This window comes from Ferrovibrio sp. MS7, from assembly GCF_038404985.1.
GTDB classification, from domain to species: Bacteria; Pseudomonadota; Alphaproteobacteria; order Ferrovibrionales; family Ferrovibrionaceae; genus Ferrovibrio; species Ferrovibrio plantarum.
Map to the genome: position 1 here is coordinate 314,459 of NZ_JBBKBA010000002.1, position 16,874 is coordinate 331,332.

18 protein-coding genes are annotated in these 16,874 nt (G+C 64.0%); 7 read left to right on the plus strand and 11 right to left on the minus strand.

Annotation, left to right across the window (positions count from 1 at the left end):
- Nucleotides 1-5: 5 nt before the first annotated feature.
- Nucleotides 6-1,040, plus strand: a complete 1,035-nt coding sequence (locus tag V6B08_RS14680; protein WP_341982178.1) for an alpha/beta hydrolase family protein — start codon at nt 6-8, stop codon at nt 1,038-1,040.
- On the opposite strand, the gene V6B08_RS14685 is transcribed toward V6B08_RS14680, so the two are convergent.
- Nucleotides 1,041-2,243, minus strand: a complete 1,203-nt coding sequence (locus V6B08_RS14685; RefSeq protein ID WP_341982180.1) for a multidrug effflux MFS transporter — start codon at nt 2,241-2,243, stop codon at nt 1,041-1,043. It lies immediately after the preceding gene.
- A 10-nt stretch (nt 2,244-2,253) separates the two neighbouring features.
- Complete coding sequence (locus tag V6B08_RS14690) at nt 2,254-2,991, minus strand: M48 family metallopeptidase (RefSeq protein ID WP_341982182.1); 738 nt, start codon at nt 2,989-2,991, stop codon at nt 2,254-2,256.
- Between the two features lie 113 nt (nt 2,992-3,104).
- Between V6B08_RS14690 and ugpB the strand changes: the two genes are divergently transcribed.
- The 4 genes from ugpB (at nt 3,105) to V6B08_RS14710 (ending at nt 7,378) form a co-directional block, all read left to right on the plus strand.
- Nucleotides 3,105-4,469, plus strand: a complete 1,365-nt coding sequence (ugpB, locus tag V6B08_RS14695) for a sn-glycerol-3-phosphate ABC transporter substrate-binding protein UgpB (protein WP_341982184.1) — start codon at nt 3,105-3,107, stop codon at nt 4,467-4,469.
- A gap of 81 nt (nt 4,470-4,550) precedes the next feature.
- Entirely contained in the window at nt 4,551-5,432 is an 882-nt protein-coding gene (ugpA, locus tag V6B08_RS14700; RefSeq protein WP_341982186.1) for a sn-glycerol-3-phosphate ABC transporter permease UgpA, read from the plus strand.
- Nucleotides 5,432-6,289, plus strand: a complete 858-nt coding sequence (gene ugpE, locus V6B08_RS14705) for a sn-glycerol-3-phosphate ABC transporter permease UgpE (protein ID WP_341982188.1) — start codon at nt 5,432-5,434, stop codon at nt 6,287-6,289. Before ugpA ends, ugpE begins: the two co-directional genes overlap by 1 nt.
- Nucleotides 6,290-6,295: 6 nt before the next feature.
- Complete coding sequence (locus tag V6B08_RS14710; protein WP_341982189.1) at nt 6,296-7,378, plus strand: sn-glycerol-3-phosphate import ATP-binding protein UgpC; 1,083 nt, start codon at nt 6,296-6,298, stop codon at nt 7,376-7,378.
- Nucleotides 7,379-7,404: 26 nt separating this feature from the next.
- Here the strand turns inward: V6B08_RS14710 and V6B08_RS14715 are convergent, their stop codons facing one another.
- Nucleotides 7,405-7,824, minus strand: coding sequence for a hypothetical protein (locus tag V6B08_RS14715; RefSeq protein WP_341982190.1), 420 nt, complete (start codon nt 7,822-7,824; stop codon nt 7,405-7,407).
- 101 nt (nt 7,825-7,925) lie between these two features.
- Here V6B08_RS14715 and V6B08_RS14720 point away from each other — a divergent pair, with 101 nt between their 5' ends.
- Nucleotides 7,926-9,047, plus strand: a complete 1,122-nt coding sequence (locus tag V6B08_RS14720; RefSeq protein ID WP_341982192.1) for a DegT/DnrJ/EryC1/StrS family aminotransferase — start codon at nt 7,926-7,928, stop codon at nt 9,045-9,047.
- Nucleotides 9,048-9,063: 16 nt separating this feature from the next.
- On the opposite strand, the gene V6B08_RS14725 is transcribed toward V6B08_RS14720, so the two are convergent.
- Genes V6B08_RS14725 through V6B08_RS14735 form a run of 3 tightly spaced genes read right to left on the minus strand, consistent with a single transcriptional unit; the run spans nt 9,064 to nt 11,104 of the window.
- Complete coding sequence (locus V6B08_RS14725) at nt 9,064-9,405, minus strand: EamA family transporter (protein WP_341982194.1); 342 nt, start codon at nt 9,403-9,405, stop codon at nt 9,064-9,066.
- Nucleotides 9,402-10,373: a glycosyltransferase family 2 protein gene (locus V6B08_RS14730; RefSeq protein ID WP_341982196.1), complete on the minus strand. Its 972-nt coding sequence runs from the start codon at nt 10,371-10,373 to the stop codon at nt 9,402-9,404. Before V6B08_RS14730 ends, V6B08_RS14725 begins: the two co-directional genes overlap by 4 nt.
- Nucleotides 10,370-11,104: a class I SAM-dependent methyltransferase gene (locus V6B08_RS14735; protein ID WP_341982198.1), complete on the minus strand. Its 735-nt coding sequence runs from the start codon at nt 11,102-11,104 to the stop codon at nt 10,370-10,372. Before V6B08_RS14735 ends, V6B08_RS14730 begins: the two co-directional genes overlap by 4 nt.
- Before the next feature lie 91 nt (nt 11,105-11,195).
- Here V6B08_RS14735 and V6B08_RS14740 point away from each other — a divergent pair, with 91 nt between their 5' ends.
- The gene (locus tag V6B08_RS14740) at nt 11,196-12,860 is read left to right on the plus strand and encodes a hypothetical protein (protein ID WP_341982200.1); all 1,665 of its coding nucleotides are present in this window, start codon (nt 11,196-11,198) and stop codon (nt 12,858-12,860) included.
- An 88-nt stretch (nt 12,861-12,948) separates the two neighbouring features.
- On the opposite strand, the gene V6B08_RS14745 is transcribed toward V6B08_RS14740, so the two are convergent.
- Genes V6B08_RS14745 through sufC form a run of 5 tightly spaced genes read right to left on the minus strand, consistent with a single transcriptional unit; the run spans nt 12,949 to nt 16,872 of the window.
- On the minus strand, nt 12,949-13,326 hold the full coding sequence (locus V6B08_RS14745) for a HesB/IscA family protein (RefSeq protein WP_341983490.1): 378 nt from the start codon (nt 13,324-13,326) through the stop codon (nt 12,949-12,951).
- Nucleotides 13,327-13,359: 33 nt separating this feature from the next.
- The gene (locus V6B08_RS14750) at nt 13,360-13,701 is read right to left on the minus strand and encodes an SUF system Fe-S cluster assembly protein (RefSeq protein ID WP_341982202.1); all 342 of its coding nucleotides are present in this window, start codon (nt 13,699-13,701) and stop codon (nt 13,360-13,362) included.
- Nucleotides 13,701-14,948 (minus strand): aminotransferase class V-fold PLP-dependent enzyme, encoded by a 1,248-nt coding sequence (locus tag V6B08_RS14755; protein ID WP_341982204.1) that lies wholly within the window; start codon nt 14,946-14,948, stop codon nt 13,701-13,703. Before V6B08_RS14755 ends, V6B08_RS14750 begins: the two co-directional genes overlap by 1 nt.
- Nucleotides 14,945-16,126 (minus strand): Fe-S cluster assembly protein SufD, encoded by a 1,182-nt coding sequence (sufD, locus tag V6B08_RS14760; protein ID WP_341982206.1) that lies wholly within the window; start codon nt 16,124-16,126, stop codon nt 14,945-14,947. Before sufD ends, V6B08_RS14755 begins: the two co-directional genes overlap by 4 nt.
- Complete coding sequence (gene sufC / locus V6B08_RS14765) at nt 16,123-16,872, minus strand: Fe-S cluster assembly ATPase SufC (protein WP_341982208.1); 750 nt, start codon at nt 16,870-16,872, stop codon at nt 16,123-16,125. The genes sufD and sufC overlap by 4 nt, the downstream gene beginning before the upstream one ends.
- Between the last annotated feature and the right edge of the window lie 2 nt (nt 16,873-16,874).

Below are 16,874 nucleotides of genomic sequence, written 5' to 3' on the forward strand. Positions count from 1 at the left end.
CCGCCATGCGTCCGTTTGTCCGCCTCACTTTTATTCTCACCCTGCTGCTGAGCGCCGGCCTCGCCCGCGCATCGGAGACCGCCACCGTGCTGCAAGGTATTGCGCAAGGCGCCGGCAACACGCCGTTGGCCCTTACCCTGGTGATGCCTGCCGGCAAACAGCAGCCGGCCAAGGGCTGGCCTGCCCTGCTGCTGATCCAGGGCAGCGGCCCCACCGACCGCGATGGCAACCAGCCGCCGCATATCCGCACCGACCTGCTGCGCCAAATCGCCGAGTATCTCGCGGCGCAGGGTGTTGCCACGCTGCGCTACGACAAGCGTGGCATGCATGCCAATAATGCCAGCCTGCCCGCCGATGCCTCGGCCTATCCCGAATTCTTCCGCTGGGAGAATTTTGTCGGCGACGCCATGGCTGCCTTCCGCTTCCTGGCCGAGCATCCCGGCATCGACGGCAGCCGCACAGGCATCCTGGGCCATTCCGAAGGCGGCATGATTGCGCTGTCGGCGGCGGCGCAGTTGAAACCAGCGCCGGCCGTGCTGGTGCTTGCTGCCACGCCGGGCCGGCGCATGGATGCGGTGATCCCGGAACAACTCGAGCGGCTGCTGATCGAACAGCAGGCCCCGGCCAACCAGAGCCGGGCGCTGCTGGCGGCCAACCGCCGCATCATGGAAACCATCATCAATACCGGCCAGGTGCCCGCCGAAATGCCGCGTGGCTTGGCGCCGCTCTACCCGGCCTATGCCGGCCCCTTCCTGCAGGCTTTCCTGAAACTGGAACCGGCCAGCCTGGCGCGCAGCTTCCCCGGCCCCGTCCTGGTGCTGCAGGGCCAGGGCGACACCCAGGTCTCGGCCGAGCGCGATGCCCCGGCACTGGACAATGCCTTCGCCGCGCGCGGGCCGGCGCCGCACAGCCTGCGCCTGTTCCCGCAGCTCAGCCATAATTTCAAGAGCCGCACGGTGCCGGACCTGTCAGGCCCGGTAGGTGAGGAAATGCTGCGGGCGCTGAGCGAATGGCTCGGCCCGGCGCTAGGCAGTGACTAATTAGCTGCGCCGCACAATCAGCCAGTAGGACGCCGCGTTCAGCACGCCCATGGCAGCGATAGTCGCCGCCAGCGGCAAGGCCGTGCCATCCAGCGCGTGGCCGACGAAAATGCCAACACAGGCCGCTACCGTCATCTGCGTGAAGCCCATCAGCGACGCCGCTGCGCCGGCCATTTGCGGAAATGGCTGCAGGCCGCCGGCCTGGGCCTGCGGCATGGTAAGCCCGACACCCGCCGTATAAAGCAGCATCGGCAGCACCACGGCGAGCCAATGGCCCTGGCTGCCCCGGACCAGGAAATACAGCACCGCCGCCAGCATCAGCAGGCCGCCGCCGGCGCATAACCCGACGCCGAGTTGCAGCATGCGGTCAACGCCGAGGCGCACAGTGAACCGCGCACCGATCAGTGCACCGGTGATATAGCCGATCACCACCATGCCGAAGTAGAAGCCATAGGCGGTTTCCGAGACGCCGTAGACCCCGATCAGCACGAAGCTGGAGCCGGAGATGAAGGCGAACAGGCCGCCGTAGCAGAAGGCGATGCAGCCGGCATAGCCACGAAACCGCTGGTGCCGCAGCAGGGCGCCGAAATTGCGCAGCATCGGCAGCGGCTGCGTTGCGGTGGGGTCCAGCCGTGTATTGCTTTCTGCCAGCAGCAGCGCAATGGCCAGCCACAAGGAGAGGCCGATCAAGGCCATGGCGATGAAGTTGGCTTGCCAGCCGATATAGCTGTGCAGGAAGCCGCCCAGCACCGGCGCCACCGCCGGCGTGAGGCCGAGCGCCATGGCGATCATCGACATCATGCGCGCGGCGCGTTCGCGGTCGAACAGGTCACGCACCACGGCGCGGCCCAGCACCACGCCGGCACAGGCGCCACAAGCCTGCACGAAACGCCAGGCAATCAGTGCCTCGATACTCGGCGACAGGGCACAGGCGATGCTGGCCAGGATGAAGATGGCGACCCCGACCAGCAGCACCGGCTTGCGGCCGAAGCGGTCGGAGAGCGGACCATGGATGAGCTGGGTCACCGCGAAGCCGGCAAGGAAGGCAGATAGCGTGAGCTGCACCGTGGCGGCATCGGTCTGGTAGAGACGCGCCAGACTCGGCAGCGAGGCGAGGTACATATCGGTGGAAAGCGGGCCCAACGCGGTGATGCAGCCGAGCAGCACCACCATCGCCAGCGAATCCTTGTTCAGCTTGGCCATCCGCTTTTGCCTATCCCACCAGATGCAGGGCGGCGCCATGGCGTTTGAGCCAGTGCCGGGCGGTGCGCATTTCCGCCTCACCGCCGCTTAAGCGCGCCACCAGCCGCCAGAACGCGTCGCTATGATCCATATGACGCAGATGCGCCACTTCATGCGCCACCATGTAACGCACGATGGCCGGCGGCGCCATGATCAGGCGCCAGGAGAAGGAGAGATTGCCGCCGGCCGAGCAACTGCCCCAGCGGCTCGACGTATCGCGCACCGTGACGCGACTGATGGCGAGTCCCTCGCCTGCGGCCAGGCTGCGGGCCTGGACGGTGAATTCCTCCCGCGCCCGCACCTTCAGCCAGTCGCGCAGCCGCCGCGCCAGATGTTCCGGCTGGCCGGCGACCAGCAGTTCCCCGCCCTCGCGCCATACCGCGCCGCGTGCCCGTGCCTGCGGGCAGTGCCGGATGGTGAGTGTTTCACCGAGAAATGGCACAGAGCCGCCATCCGCCCACGGAGGGGATTGCGGCCGTTCCGCCTGGCGCGCCAGGATCCAGCCGGCCTGTTCCGCCATAAACTGCCGCCCGGCCTGCAGGCTGGCGCGTTTCGGCAGCACCAGCACAACCGCACCATCACGCGGCATGACGCGCAGCAGCATACGGCGGGCCCGTGCATCGCGACGCAGCGTAAAGGGATAGGAGCGACCGTCTACGAGCACCTGGTCGGCGGCCCATTCGATTGTGTGCGAATAACCCTTGGTCACAGACGGCCCCTGTCATATAACTGTAACCATGCTGACGCGGAACCGTCGCGGCATGAAAACTATAAGTCGGGCTCCCCCGACAGGGTGGGAAATTTAGCATTGGAGACGGAATAATGAAAACCACAGGGACTTCTGTTGGCTTTGGCGCGCGCCTGGCGCTGACGCTGCTTGCCGGCACCGCGTTGATCGCCTCTTCCTCGGCTGCCCTGGCGCAGGCCAAGGACAACCGGATCGAGCTGCAGTGGTGGCATGCCATGACCGGCGCGCTGAATGACCGCGTCAATGAAGTTGCCGACGGCTTCAACAAGGGCCAGGACAAGTACAAGATCGTCGCGGTCAACAAGGGCAGCTACCCTGAGACCCTGACCGCTGCCATGGCCGCCTTCCGCGCCGGCAAGGGCCCGCATGTCGTGCAGGTGTTCGAAGTCGGCACCGGCACCATGATGGCCTCCCGCGCCGCCATCAAGCCGGTCTATGAGCTGATGGCCCAGAACGGCTACAAGTTCGACCCGGGCTCCTATATCTCGGCGGTGACGGGCTATTACAGCACCTCGGACGGCAAGATGCTGTCCTTCCCGTTCAATTCCTCCACCCCGGTGATGTATTACAACAAGGACGCCTTCGAGAAGGCCGGCCTGAACCCGAACCAGCCGCCGAAGACCTGGCAGGAAATGGACGGCGTGATCCGCAAGCTCAAGGCTTCCGGCTCCACCTGCCCGTTCCAGTCCAACTGGCAGACCTGGATTCAGCTCGAGAATTTCTCGGCCCTGCATAACGTGCCGTTCGCCTCGAAATCCAACGGCTTCGACGGCTTCGACACCGTGCTGCAGTTCAACAGCCCGCTGCATGTGCGCCACATCACCACGCTTTCCAACTGGATGAAGGAAGGCCTGATGACCTATGGCGGCCGCAAGAACGAGCCGAACGCCAAGTTCGTCTCGGGCGAGTGCGCCATCCACATGGAAAGCTCGGCTGGCTATGCCACCTTTGCCCGCGGCGCCAAGTTCAAGTGGGGCATTTCGATGCTGCCCTACTACAGCGACGTGGCCGGCGCGCCGCAGAACTCGATCATCGGCGGCGCCTCGCTGTGGGTGTTGGCCAAGCACAAGGCCGAAGAATACAAGGGCGTTGCCCAGTTCTTCGATTACCTGGCCGCTACCGAAAGCCAGGTTGCGTGGCACAAGGCGACCGGCTATCTGCCGATCACCCCGATGTCCTATGAGGCCACCAAGGCCCAGGGCTTCTACGCCGCCAACCCGGGCACCGACACTTCGGTGCAGCAGATGATGCTGAAGCCGCCGACTGCCAACTCGAAGGGCCTGCGCCTCGGTAACTTCGTCCAGATCCGCGATGTGATGGACGAAGAACTCGAAGCGGTGTGGTCGGGCAAGAAGTCGCCGAAGGAAGCCCTTGATACCGCCGTCGAGCGCGGCAACCGCCTGCTGCGCCAGTTCGAGCGCGACAACAAGCGCTCTTAAGCGCACCTGAGAGGATCGGCCCGCGTCTTGACTTTGTCAGGCGCGGGCCTTTTCTTGGGGCGAATCTAGAGAATCGCGAGCATGGAAAAGCGCGTCGTCTTCAACCATAAGCTGCTGCCCTACCTGCTGCTGGCACCGCAGATCGCGATTACCATCGTGTTCTTCTTCTGGCCGGCAGGCCAGGCCGTGGTGCAGTCGGTGCTGCGCGAGGATGCTTTCGGCACCTCCAGCCAGTTCGTCGGGTTGGAGAATTTCGTCAACCTGCTGGAAGACGAATACTACCTGAATTCCTTCAAGGTCACGGCGATATTCAGCCTGCTGGTGACCTCCATCGGCTTGAGCGTCTCGCTGCTGTTCGCCGTGATGGCCGACCGCATCATCCGCGGCGCCATGGCCTACAAGACCATCCTGATCTGGCCCTATGCCGTGGCGCCTGCCGCCGCCGGTGCGCTGTGGAGCTTCGTCTTCCTGCCCGGCCAGGGCATTGTCGCCTACCTGCTGAAGCAGATGGGTTATGACTGGAACTTCCTGATCAATTCCGGCCAGGCCATGTTCGTGGTGGTGATCGCCGCCACCTGGAAGCAGATCAGCTACAATTTCCTGTTCTTCCTGGCCGGCCTGCAATCGATCCCGAAATCGCTGATCGAGGCGGCCGCCATCGATGGCGCCAGCCCGACCCGGCGCTTCTGGACCATCGTGTTCCCGCTGCTCTCGCCCACCCTGTTCTTCCTGGTGGTGGTGAACGTGGTCTATGCCTTCTTCGAAACCTTCGGCGTGGTGCATGCCACCACCCGTGGCGGCCCGGCCAAGGCGACCGAAATCCTGGTCTACAAGGTGTGGTACGACGGCTTCGAGGCGCAGGATCTCGGCGGCTCCTCTGCGCAGTCCGTGGTGCTGATGCTGATCGTGATTGGCCTCACGGTGCTGCAATTCCGCTACATCGAGCGCAAGGTGCACTACTGATGATCGAGCGCCGCCCTGTTGCCGATTTCATCAGCCATGCCACGTTGACCGTGGCCGGACTGATTGTCGCCTTCCCGATCTATCTGGCGATCATCGCCGCCTCGCATACCATCCCGGATCTGGCGCAATCGCCGATGCCGATGCTGCCCGGCGCCGAGTTCTTCAAGAACACCGCGCAGGCGCTGTTCGAAGGGCCACAATTGGTCGGCGTTTCCGGTGGCACGCCGGCACTGGTGCTGATGGCCAACAGCCTGTTGATGGCGGTGAGCATTGCGGTAGGCAAGATCATCATCTCGCTGCTTTCCGCCTTCGCCATCGTCTATTTCCGTTTTCCGCTGAAGAACTTCTTCTTCTGGATGATCTTCATCACCCTGATGCTGCCGGTCGAAGTGCGCATCATCCCGACCTACAAGATCGTCGCCGATCTTGGCCTGCTCGATACCTATACCGGCCTGGTGCTGCCGCTGATCGCCTCTGCCACCGCCACCTTCCTGTTCCGCCAGTTCTTCATGACCGTGCCGGACGAACTGGTGGAAGCGGCACGCATCGATGGCGCCGGCCCGATGCGGTTTTTCTGGGATGTGCTGGTGCCGCTGGCCCGCACCAGCATCGCGGCGATGTTCGTGATCCAGTTCATCTACGGTTGGAATCAGTATCTGTGGCCGCTGCTGATCGCCTCGGATGCCAATTACCAGACCATCGTGCTGGCCATCGGCCGCCTGGTGCGTGCGCCTGACGCCTTCCTGGAATGGCCGGTGATCATGGGCATGGTCGTGCTGGCACTGCTGCCGCCGGTGGCGGTGGTGGTACTGATGCAGCGCTGGTTCGTCAAGGGACTTGTGGAAACGGAGAAGTAAGCCGCCATGGCAAAGGTGACGCTCAACAGCGTTAAGAAGAACTACGGCTCGCTCCGGGTCATCCATGGCGTCGACATGGAGATCAAGGACGGCGAATTCATTGTCATCGTCGGTCCGTCAGGCTGCGGCAAGTCTACCCTGCTGCGCATGATCGCCGGCCTGGAAGCCATCACCGACGGCACGATCAGCATCGGCGAGCGCGTGGTCAACGAAATCGAACCGGCCGATCGCGACATCGCCATGGTGTTCCAGAATTACGCGCTCTATCCGCATATGAGCGTGCATGAGAACATGTCCTACGGCCTGCGCATCCGCGGCATGGGCAAGGACGAGATCGCCAAGCGCGTTGCCCGCGCCGCTGAAATCCTGCAATTGCAGCCCTACCTGCAGCGCCGTCCGCGCGAACTTTCCGGTGGCCAGCGCCAGCGCGTCGCCATGGGCCGCGCCATCGTGCGCGAGCCGAGCGTGTTCCTGTTCGACGAGCCGCTTTCCAACCTGGATGCCAAGCTGCGCGTACAGATGCGGCTTGAAATCAAGCGCCTGCACCAGCAACTCGGCGTCACCTCGGTCTATGTCACCCATGACCAGGTGGAGGCGATGACACTGGCCGACCGTTTGATCGTGATGAACCAGGGCCGCGCCGAGCAGATCGGCACGCCGGCCGAGGTCTACACCACGCCGGCCACCACCTATGTTGGCGGCTTCATCGGCAGCCCGCCGATGAATTTCCTGAGCTGCCAGGTGGCGGGTGGCGTGGCGCAATTGCAGGATGGCAGCCGGCTGTCGCTGCCGCCGGCCTATGCCGGTGCTGCCGGCGCCTACACGCTGGGCCTGCGCCCGGAGCATATGCTGCTTGTCCGCCCCGGTGACACCGGCGCACCCGCGGCTGGCCGCCTCAGCCTGAAGGTGGATGTGGCGGAAGAACTCGGCGCCGATACGCTGCTGCATTGCAAGATCGGCGGCGAGGATGTGGTGGCGCGCGTGCCGAGCAATGCCGGCTTCCACGACAACAGCCAGCCGACGCTCAGTGTCGACAGCACGCAACTGCATCTGTTCGACAAGGAAAGCGGCAAGCGCCTCAGCACTTGAAACCGGGCGCTTAAAACCGGGCTATACTAGAAAACCAAGCCGGTGCTGAAGCTGCTGGTATCGGTGGATTGCGCCGGCCGGGCTTCCGCTGCCGTGCGGCTGATCGCGGTGCAGGTGTAGGTGACACGCACCGGTGCGGCCAGCGAGCAGTGATCCAGGTCACTGCGGTTCTCCAGCGGCTTCGGATTGGCACAATGCTGTACCACCAGATTCCGCACCGCTTCCGCCTTGTGCAGGGTCGAATTGTAGCAGACCGAGAACAACGGCAGGGCCGTAGCCGGATCCAGTGTCTGGTCTTGTACCGTTATAAAATATGGATCGCTCAGCGCCCCGGTAACGCCGCCGCAGCCGGAAAGCAGGCCGCAGCCAAGCAACAGGATGGCAAGACGGCGGCGAGGACGGGCGGTATCGGTCAGCATGGCGGCCACTTTGCCGCTCCGCGCCATGACTGGCAAGCCCTGGCGCAGGCTGGCTGACCCTGGTGAGGGGCCATGATTTCGGCATAATCCCGTGCTGCCATAGCGGCGCATTACAAGAGGCCCGAATCATGATTCCGCAGACCGACCCCAAGGCCGCCTACCTGGCGCAACAGGCCGAGATCGACGCCGCTATCCGTCGCGTGCTCGAAGGCGGGCGCTATATCCTCGGTGAGGAAGTGAGTGCCTTCGAGGCCGAGTTCGCCGCCTATGCCGGCGCCAAGCAGGGCGTGGCGGTGGCCAGCGGCACCGATGCACTGATCCTCGCCTTCCGCGCCCTCGGCCTTGGTCCAGGCGATGCCGTATTCACCGTGTCGCATACCGCTGTCGCCACTGTCTCGGCCATCGAACTGGTCGGCGCCACGCCGGTGCTGCTGGATGTGGATGCCTATTACGGCATCGATACGGCGCAACTGGAAAAGACCCTGGCCGCCTGGCCCGCAGGCGCCGCCAAGCCCAAGGCGATCGTGCCGGTGCATCTCTATGGCCAGGCTGCCGACATGCCGGCCATCGCGGCCATCGCCGGCAAATACGGCCTTGCCATCATCGAGGATGGCAGCCAGGCCCATGGCGCGCGTCTCGGCGGCATCGGTATCGGCCATTGGGGTCAGCTCACCGCCTACTCGCTCTACCCGACCAAAAATCTCGGCGCCATCGGCGATGGCGGTATCATCACCACCGAGGATGCCGCAGTGGCTACCCGGCTGAAGGAATTGCGCGAATATGGCTGGCGTGACCGCTATGTCAGCGCCATCACCGGCATGAACAGCCGTCTTGATCCACTGCAGGCGGCGATCCTGCGGGTGAAGCTGACACGCCTCAAGGCCGATACGGCGCGGCGCCAGGCGATTGCCGCCCGCTACGATGCCGGCCTGAAGAACCTGGATGGCGTCAGCCTGCCGGCGACCCGTGCCGGCGCCGAACCGGTCTACCATCAATATGTCATCGATGTCGGCGCAGCACGCCGCGATGCCATGCGCGAGGCATTGACCAAGGCCGGTGTCGGCACGCTGATCCATTATCCGGTGCCGATCCACTTGCAGCCGGCCTATCAGGGTCGCGTGCCGCTGGGCGTCGGCGGCCTGGCGCGCACCGAGGCCGCGGCCAAGAGCATCATCAGCCTGCCGATGTTCCCGCAGCTCAGCGATATTCAGGCGGACGCCGTGGTGGCGGCTGTCAGGCAATCAGCCTGACGGCTGATTGCAACGGTTAAGCGGTGCGCGTGACGAGGATGACGCCGGCGCAGATCAGCGCGATGCCGGCCAGCTTGGGCAGGCCGAGCGGCTCGCCATAGAGCCAGTAGGCCGCCAGCGCCACCACCACATAGGACAGCGACACCATCGGGAAAGCGACCGAGACCGGCAGCTTGCGCAAGGCATACATGTAGCAAAGCGCGGCGAGGAAATAGAGCCCGAGGCCGAGGATCGATTGCGGCGCCAGGAATTGCGCCAAGAGCCCTTCCTGGCCCGCATCGGCGCCGGATTTCAGCAGCATCTGTCCAGCGACACCGATCAGCACGCCAAGCGCCAGCACAATATAGAACTGCATCATGGCGCGGCCCCCGCCTCAGCTTTCTCATTGCGCTGCACGTCGCGCACCACGAATTGCGGCCGCTTGTTCACCGCCAGGAACATGCGGCCAAGATACTCGCCGACCAGACCGAGCATGATGAGCTGCACGCCGGCCAGGAGCAGCACCGCAGCCATCAGCGAGGCCCAGCCTTGCGGCCGGTCGGCGGAGATCAGTGCCTCCACCAGCACCACGACGAAGCCGAGTACACCAAGGCCCGCCATCGCCACGCCGACCATGGTGCCGACACGCAGCGGAATCACCGAGAAATTCAGGAACATCGACAGGAACAGGCGGAACAGGCGGGCGAGCGTGTAGTTGCTGCGGCCCTCGGCGCGCGGCAGATGCGCTACCTGCAGGCGGCCTATATTCTGCGTGATCTGCATGATCAGGCCGTCGATATAAGGGAACGGCCCATCGTGATCCACCACTGTGCGGGCAAGGAAGGCGCTCATGCAGCGAAAGCTGGAAAGGTAGAGACCCTTGGGCTTGTCGAGCAGATGGTCGGCACACCAGTTGGTGAAGCGGCTGCCGAGATTGCGCCAGGATTCATGCTGCTTCTCGGCATAATAGGTGTAGACGACATCGAAGCCGCCATCCCGGGTATGGCGCCACAGCCGCAGCACCTCTTCTGGCGGGTTTTGAAGATCATCGTCCATGGTGATGATATGCGCGCCGCGGGCATGCTTCAGGCCGGCCATCACCGCGTTATGCTCGCCGTAATTCCGCGACAGGTTGACCACGCTCAGCGCCACGCTGTTGGCGGCACAGAGTTCGCGGCAGACGGCGAGCGAATTATCCGGGCTGCAATCATTTACCAGCACGATCTCCAGGCCACCCTCGACCTCGAGCCGGGCGAGCGCATCGACCAGGGTCGGTACGCTGTTGGCACCATTATAGACCGGCACCACGATGGACAGGGCAAAGAGCGGCGCAGGACTGGTGTTCATGGTTTTCTCGCTTGCACCCAGACGGAGCCGCCAAAGGGCAGGCCAAGACCCAGCCGGGCCAGGGCGCGCTCCAGGGCGGTGACGGCAAAGAATAACCGGTCGAGCAGCGGCGGAAACGGTTTCACGTCGCTTTCCTGCTGCGTCTGGCCGGCGGTCAGCCGATGCAGCAGCATTAGAGGAAACAGCAGGCTGTTCCAATAGCCCACGGCCTCAACCCGGAACCCGGCCCGCTCCAGCGCTGCCCGGGCAGAGCCGGCGGTGTAGCGGCGGGCATTATGCACATGGCGGTCATGGGCCGAGGCCATCCAGGCATAGGCCGGCAGGCTCAGCAGCAGCCGGCCGCCCGGCACCAGGCAACGGCGAAACTCGGCCAGGGCCACTGCCTCGTCCACGGCGGCATGGCTGAGCACGTCATTGGAAACGATGACATCGAAGCTGCCCTCGGCATAGGCCAGGCCGTTCACCGAGCCAACCGCCACCGGCAGGCCGGTCTTGTCCCGGGCGACGGCGGCGGCTTCCGCGTCATACTCTACCCCCTGGGGCAGAACCGGCAGCCCTGACAGCTTCAGATAGCGGAGAAAGCCACCGGTACCACAGCCGGCATCCAGCAGCCGGGAACCGGCAACCAGTCCAAGCCGCTGGATGCGCTGCAACACGCCGGCATGCAGCGCCCGGTACCACCACATGCTCTCTTCCAGCGCCGCCATGCGGCGGTATTCCTCGCGCTGCATCCCTAGATACCCGTTGATTCCGAATGAAGTGAATGATTTACCAAGTCCCGGTAGATTTGTCCCGGCCCCCTGGAGGGGGCGTAACGATAGCATGAGCCATATCCAGCCCGCCGACCTGCCGCCTGCCAACATGGCATTGGAGCGCCGCGACCCCAGCCGTCCGCTGCTGATGCGGCTGGACTGGTCTCGCCTGCTCTATGGCTTCCTGCTGGTGCTCTGCACTGCCTGGATCGTCGGTTACTTCTTCCCGCCGATCAATCATGACACGGCGGTGCTGCTCTATATCTCCAAGGTCTGGCTCGAGGGCGGCAAGCTCTATGTCGATGCCATCGACATGAACACGCCACTGACCTTTGTGCTGCATCTGCTGCCCGAAGCGCTGGCGAAAGTCACCGGCCTGCCTGGCACCACGTTGCTGGTGGTCTGCCTCGCCATCGGCATTGCCGCCTCCTACCTGACCTGCCGCTGGGTGCTGGCCGCCAGCCTCGACCCGGCGCATGCCACCGCCGACGCCCTGCTGCCGCTGCTGCTGCTGTTCCTGCTGATCGTGTTTCCGAACCAGACCTTCGGCCAGCGCGAACATATCCTGCTGGTGCTCTGCATACCCTATCTGCTGGTCGCCTCCGGCCGCGCCCAAGGCGAAAGCCTGAGCCAGCGATTGCGCATCACCACAGCCCTGCTGGCCGGATTGGGTTTCTGCATCAAGCCCTACTTCATCGCCATCCCGGCCCTGGTGGAAATCTACATACTGGCGCGGCGCGGCTGGCGGGCCGAACTGCGTGATCCGGTGCCCTGGAGCATGCTGTCGGTGGGCGTGGCGCATGCACTGTTCGCGCTGTTCGTGACGCCGGAATACTTCACCATCGCGCTGCCGATTGCGCGCGAATTCTATTCCGTGGTCAGCGACACTGACTGGCTGAACCTGATCACCGGGCCGCATCTTGGGCCCCCAACCGTGATCCTGCCGCTGCTCGGCATTCCGGCCTGGTTCGCCATCCGCTCGGATCTGGCCCGCGTGATCTGGCTCGCCGGCCTCGGCGCGTTGTTCTCCGCCTATGCCCAGGGCAAGGGCTGGCCCTACCAGGCGATGCCGGCGCAGGCGCTCACCCTGCTGCTCGCCGCCGTGATCATCGCCCATGTCATGGACCACCAGGTGTGGCCGCGCCGCACCATCGTCGGCGGCCAGCCGCGCCAGCAGGGCCCGCGCCTGTTCGCTGCCGCGCTGATGCTGCTGGTATTCTACCAGGAAGGCCTGCATACGCGGCCCTTCTTCAAGCAACTCGAATACGCCAATTCGGAAGTGCCGCGCCTGCTGCATATCATCAAGCAGGAGGCCTACAACAACCGCGTGCTGGTGCTCTCGCCCGGCATCTACCCGCATTTCCCGATCATGAACTATGCCGGCGCCCGCATGACCATGCGCTTCGAGAGCATGTGGGTGCTGCAGGGCGCCTATGCCGACTGCTCGGAATTCGCGCCACTGTATAATCCGCCGGAAGCCATGAGCCGGGGCGAATCCTTCGTGTTCCGCTCGGTGGCTGAGGATTTCTACAAGAAGAAGCCGGCGCTGCTGATCGTCGACAAGGTGGCCGGCATCCCGCGCTGCCAGGGCGAGGTGTTCGACTACCTCGACTATTTCCTGCGCAACCCGCTGTTCGCCAAGCGGTTCGAGGACTATGACCAGCTCATGGAATTCGACCGCTACGTGATCTACAAGCGCCGCCAGCCGGCGCCGCAGGTGCAGGCGGCTTCCTGATCCGAGAGGCGGGCAAATGCCACGCCACCTGAAATCAGGCTTATTTTTCTGAAATTACCGAACTATCGAGAAAAGCCCTGACGCCACTTTAAACGTGGAAGCTTTCGCCGCAGCCGCAGCGGCCCTTTTCGTTGGGATTGCGGAACACGAAGCCGGCCTGCAGCTTGTCCTCCACCCAGTCGATCTCGGTGCCGAAAATGAACATCTGCGCCTTCGGGTCGATGAAAATGGTGACGCCCTTGTCGGTCACTTCCTCATCGAACTTGGCCTTTTCCTCGGCATAGGTCACATCGTAGGCCATGCCGGAGCAGCCCTTGGTCTTGACCCCGATGCGCAGGCCGAGCACCGGCTTGTCGCTGCGCGCGATCAGTGTGCGCACGCGCTCTGCGGCAGCCTCGGTGAGCGTCACCGGCGGCGGCAATGCGCGACGCACCGGCTTCGGCGCCTCAGTCTGTTGTGTATCCATGCTCATGACGTCACCCTTACATCATGCCCAATTTTACATCATACCAAGTTCGAGGCGGGCTGCCTCGGACATGTTTTCCTGCGTCCACGGTGGATCCCACACGACCTCGACCGTGACTTCGCCGACACCCTCTACCTCGCGCGCCTTGACCTCGACTTCGCCCGGCATCGACTGCGCGGCCGGGCAATTGGGCGAAGTAAGCGTCATCTCGATGGCAACATCGTGGGTGTCGTCGTTCACATCCACTTTGTATATAAGGCCCAATTCGAAAATGTTAACCGGGATTTCCGGGTCGTAGACGGTTTTCAGCGCCTCGATCACCTGGTCCCGGATCTGTTCCGGCGCAACCGCCGGCTTTTTCGCCTTCGCGCCCATCAGCCGAAAATCTCCATCACCCGCTTCAGCCCGGCGCAGAGCGCATCCACTTCCGCCCGGGTGTTGTACATGCCGAAACTCGCCCGCACCGTGGCATTGACGCCGAAACGCTCCATCAGCGGATGGGCGCAATGCTGGCCGACCCGCACCGCGATGCCCTCGCGGTCGAGAATGGTGCCGACATCATGGGCGTGGATGCCTTCGAGTACGAAGGAAATCACCGCACCCTTTTCCGGCGCCTCGCCGATGATGCGCAGGCTGTTGATCTCTTTCAGCTTCGCCGTGGCATAGAGCAGCAGATCATGCTCATGGGCGGCGATCTGTTCGATCCCGACCGACTGCACATAGTCGATGGCGGCGCCAAGCCCCACGGCCTCGATGAAAGCAGGCGTGCCGGCTTCGAATTTATGCGGCAGATCGGCCCATTCGTTCTTCTCGAAAGTGACCGAGAGGATCATGTCGCCACCGCCCTGCCAGGGCGGCATGGCTTCCAGCAAGGCGGCCTTGCCGTACAGCACACCGATGCCGGTGGGGCCGTAAAGCTTGTGGCCGGTGAAGACGTAGAAGTCGGCATCCAGGGCCTGCACATCCACAGGCATGTGCTGCACCGCCTGGCTGCCATCGATCAGTGCATGGGCGCCGGCGGCATGGGCCAGCCGGATGATCTCGGCCACCGGATTGACGGTGCCAAGCACATTGGAAACATGGGCGATGGCAACCAGCTTGGTGCGTGGCCCGAGCAGCGCCTTGAAGCCAGCCATGTCGAGGCTGCCGTCATCCAGCACCGGCGCCACTTTCAGCACGATGCCATGGCGGTCGCGCAGCAACTGCCAGGGCACGATATTGGCATGGTGCTCCATGTGGCTGATCAGCACTTCGTCGCCCGGCTTGAGCAGGCCGAAGCCATAGGAATTGGCCACCAGATTGACCGCTTCCGTGGCATTCCGGGTGAACACCACTTCGCGCAGATCGCCGGCATTGATGAAGGCCCGCACCTTCTCACGCGCCGCCTCATAGGCATCGGTAGCGAGCTGGCTGAGCTGGTAGATGCCGCGATGCACATTGGCATATTGCGTGGCAAAAGCCCGGCTCATGGCGTCGATCACCACCTGCGGCTTCTGCGCGCTGGCACCTGAATCGAGGAATACCAGCGGCTTGCCATAGACCTGCTGCGACAGGATCGGGAAATCCTGGCGAATGCGCTCGACATCAAAGCCGGTGGGAATGCTATTCAGCTTGGCACTCATGCGGCGAACCAATCTTCAAGCGCGGCAATGAAGGGCAGCCGCAGGTCGCCGGCCGGGATCGCCTCCAGGATTTCGGCAGCGAAGCCTTCCAGCAGCAGGCGGCGGGCCAGGGCCGCATCGATGCCACGGGCGCGGAGATAGAACAGCATGTTGGCATCCAGGTCGCCAACCGTGGCGCCATGGCTGCATTTCACGTCGTCGGCCAGGATCTCAAGCTCGGGCTTGGTGTCGATGGCGGCATCGTCGGAGAGCAGCAGCGTGCGGCAGAGCTGCTGCGCATCGGTCTGCTGTGCGCCCGGCGCCACACGGATGCGGCCCTGGAACACGGCATGGCCGTGATCGTCGACCACATTCTTGAACAACTGGTTGCTGTTGCAGCCCGGCGCCTCATGCGCCAGCCGCAAGGTGTGATCGAGATGCGCCTTGCCACGCGCCAGGCTCAGGCCCTGGGCGTCTAGCTGCGCGCCCTCGCCTGCCAGCGTTACCGCCAATTCGTGGCGTGCAATGGCAGCACCCAGCATCAGCGAGATATGGCGGTATTCGGCACCAGCACCAAGCCGCGCTTCGGTGAGGCCGGCATGGTAGGCATCGGCAGCCTGGCGCTGCAAACGGGCATGGAACAACCTCGCGCCCGGCGCCAGTTCGATCTTGATGCGGCTGTTGGAAAAGCCACCGCCTTCATGGCTTTCAAACAAAGCAGCGGAAGCGCCGTCGCCGAGCCGCAGCAGGCAGGTGATATTGGCCAGGCCATCGGCATCATCATTGCGCAGATCGAGATGGATCGGCTTCGGCAACTGCACGCCGGGCGCCACATCCAGCAGCCAACCATCCCTGAGCAAGGCCGCGTTCAGCGAGACCAGGGCATCGGCCGGCTCATGGCCCGCAGGCGCCAGGGCCTTGGCCAGGGCCTCGCCCTGCTCAGCCAGGGCCTCGGCGATTGGCACCAGCTTCACGCCTTGGGGCAGCGGTGCTGCAAAGGGCGCAGCGCCATTGGCAGCCAGGCGCCAGCCGCGCTTTTCCACCGGCTGCAGCGAAGTGAATTTCCACGCCTCGACCTTGCGGCCCGGGAGCCCGGTGCGGCGCAGATCGGCCAGCCCGCTCCTGCGCAGGGCCTGCGCGGCGGGCAAAGCCGGCAGTTCCGCCTGCAACGTGGCGATATGGTCGGCGAAACCGCTCACGCCGCCTCCGACACGATATCGGCATAGCCCTTGGCCTCGAGTTCGAGCGCCAGTTCCTTGCCGCCCGACTTCACGATGCGGCCCTTGGCCAGCACATGCACATGATCGGGCACGATGTAATCCAGCAGACGCTGGTAATGGGTGATCACCAGGGCGGAACGCTCCGGGCCGCGCAGCGCATTGACGCCCTCGGCAACGATCTTCAGCGCATCAATATCGAGGCCGCTGTCGGTCTCGTCCAGCAGCATCAGGCTCGGCTCCAGCATCAGCATCTGGAACACTTCGTTGCGCTTTTTCTCGCCGCCAGAGAAGCCGACATTCACCGGGCGCTGCAGGAACTTCTCGTCCATCTGCAACTGCTTCATCTTGGCTCGCGCCAATTTCAGGAAGCTCATGGCATCCAGTTCCGGTATGCCGCGATGCTTGCGCACGGCATTGACGGCGGAGCGCAGGAACACCGCGTTGGCGACGCCGGGAATCTCCACCGGATACTGGAAGGCCAGGAACACGCCTTCGCGGGCGCGTTCCTCAGGCTCCATGCTCAGCAGGCTCTGGCCATTGAACAGGACGTCGCCTTGAGTGACCTCGTAGCCATCGCGGCCGGCCAGCACATAGGAGAGCGTGGACTTGCCCGAGCCGTTCGGCCCCATGATGGCGTGGATCTCGCCGGGTCGCATCACTAGGTCGATGCCGCGCAGGATGTCCTTGCCATCAACACGGGCATGCAGGTTCTTGATCTCAAGCATGG

Excerpts from the sequence above, each read along its gene's own strand:
- V6B08_RS14680 (WP_341982178.1), top strand. The coding sequence starts at position 6 with ATGCGTCCGTTTGTCCGCCTCACTTTTATTCTCACCCTGCTGCTGAGC.
- V6B08_RS14685 (WP_341982180.1), bottom strand. The coding sequence starts at position 2,243 with ATGGCCAAGCTGAACAAGGATTCGCTGGCGATGGTGGTGCTGCTCGGC.
- ugpB (WP_341982184.1), top strand. The coding sequence starts at position 3,105 with ATGAAAACCACAGGGACTTCTGTTGGCTTTGGCGCGCGCCTGGCGCTG.
- ugpA (WP_341982186.1), top strand. The coding sequence starts at position 4,551 with ATGGAAAAGCGCGTCGTCTTCAACCATAAGCTGCTGCCCTACCTGCTG.
- ugpE (WP_341982188.1), top strand. The coding sequence starts at position 5,432 with ATGATCGAGCGCCGCCCTGTTGCCGATTTCATCAGCCATGCCACGTTG.
- V6B08_RS14710 (WP_341982189.1), top strand. The coding sequence starts at position 6,296 with ATGGCAAAGGTGACGCTCAACAGCGTTAAGAAGAACTACGGCTCGCTC.
- V6B08_RS14715 (WP_341982190.1), bottom strand. The coding sequence starts at position 7,824 with ATGGCGCGGAGCGGCAAAGTGGCCGCCATGCTGACCGATACCGCCCGT.
- V6B08_RS14720 (WP_341982192.1), top strand. The coding sequence starts at position 7,926 with ATGATTCCGCAGACCGACCCCAAGGCCGCCTACCTGGCGCAACAGGCC.
- V6B08_RS14725 (WP_341982194.1), bottom strand. The coding sequence starts at position 9,405 with ATGATGCAGTTCTATATTGTGCTGGCGCTTGGCGTGCTGATCGGTGTC.
- V6B08_RS14730 (WP_341982196.1), bottom strand. The coding sequence starts at position 10,373 with ATGAACACCAGTCCTGCGCCGCTCTTTGCCCTGTCCATCGTGGTGCCG.
- V6B08_RS14735 (WP_341982198.1), bottom strand. The coding sequence starts at position 11,104 with ATGCAGCGCGAGGAATACCGCCGCATGGCGGCGCTGGAAGAGAGCATG.
- V6B08_RS14740 (WP_341982200.1), top strand. The coding sequence starts at position 11,196 with ATGAGCCATATCCAGCCCGCCGACCTGCCGCCTGCCAACATGGCATTG.
- V6B08_RS14745 (WP_341983490.1), bottom strand. The coding sequence starts at position 13,326 with ATGGATACACAACAGACTGAGGCGCCGAAGCCGGTGCGTCGCGCATTG.
- V6B08_RS14750 (WP_341982202.1), bottom strand. The coding sequence starts at position 13,701 with ATGGGCGCGAAGGCGAAAAAGCCGGCGGTTGCGCCGGAACAGATCCGG.
- V6B08_RS14755 (WP_341982204.1), bottom strand. The coding sequence starts at position 14,948 with ATGAGTGCCAAGCTGAATAGCATTCCCACCGGCTTTGATGTCGAGCGC.
- sufC (WP_341982208.1), bottom strand. The coding sequence starts at position 16,872 with ATGCTTGAGATCAAGAACCTGCATGCCCGTGTTGATGGCAAGGACATC.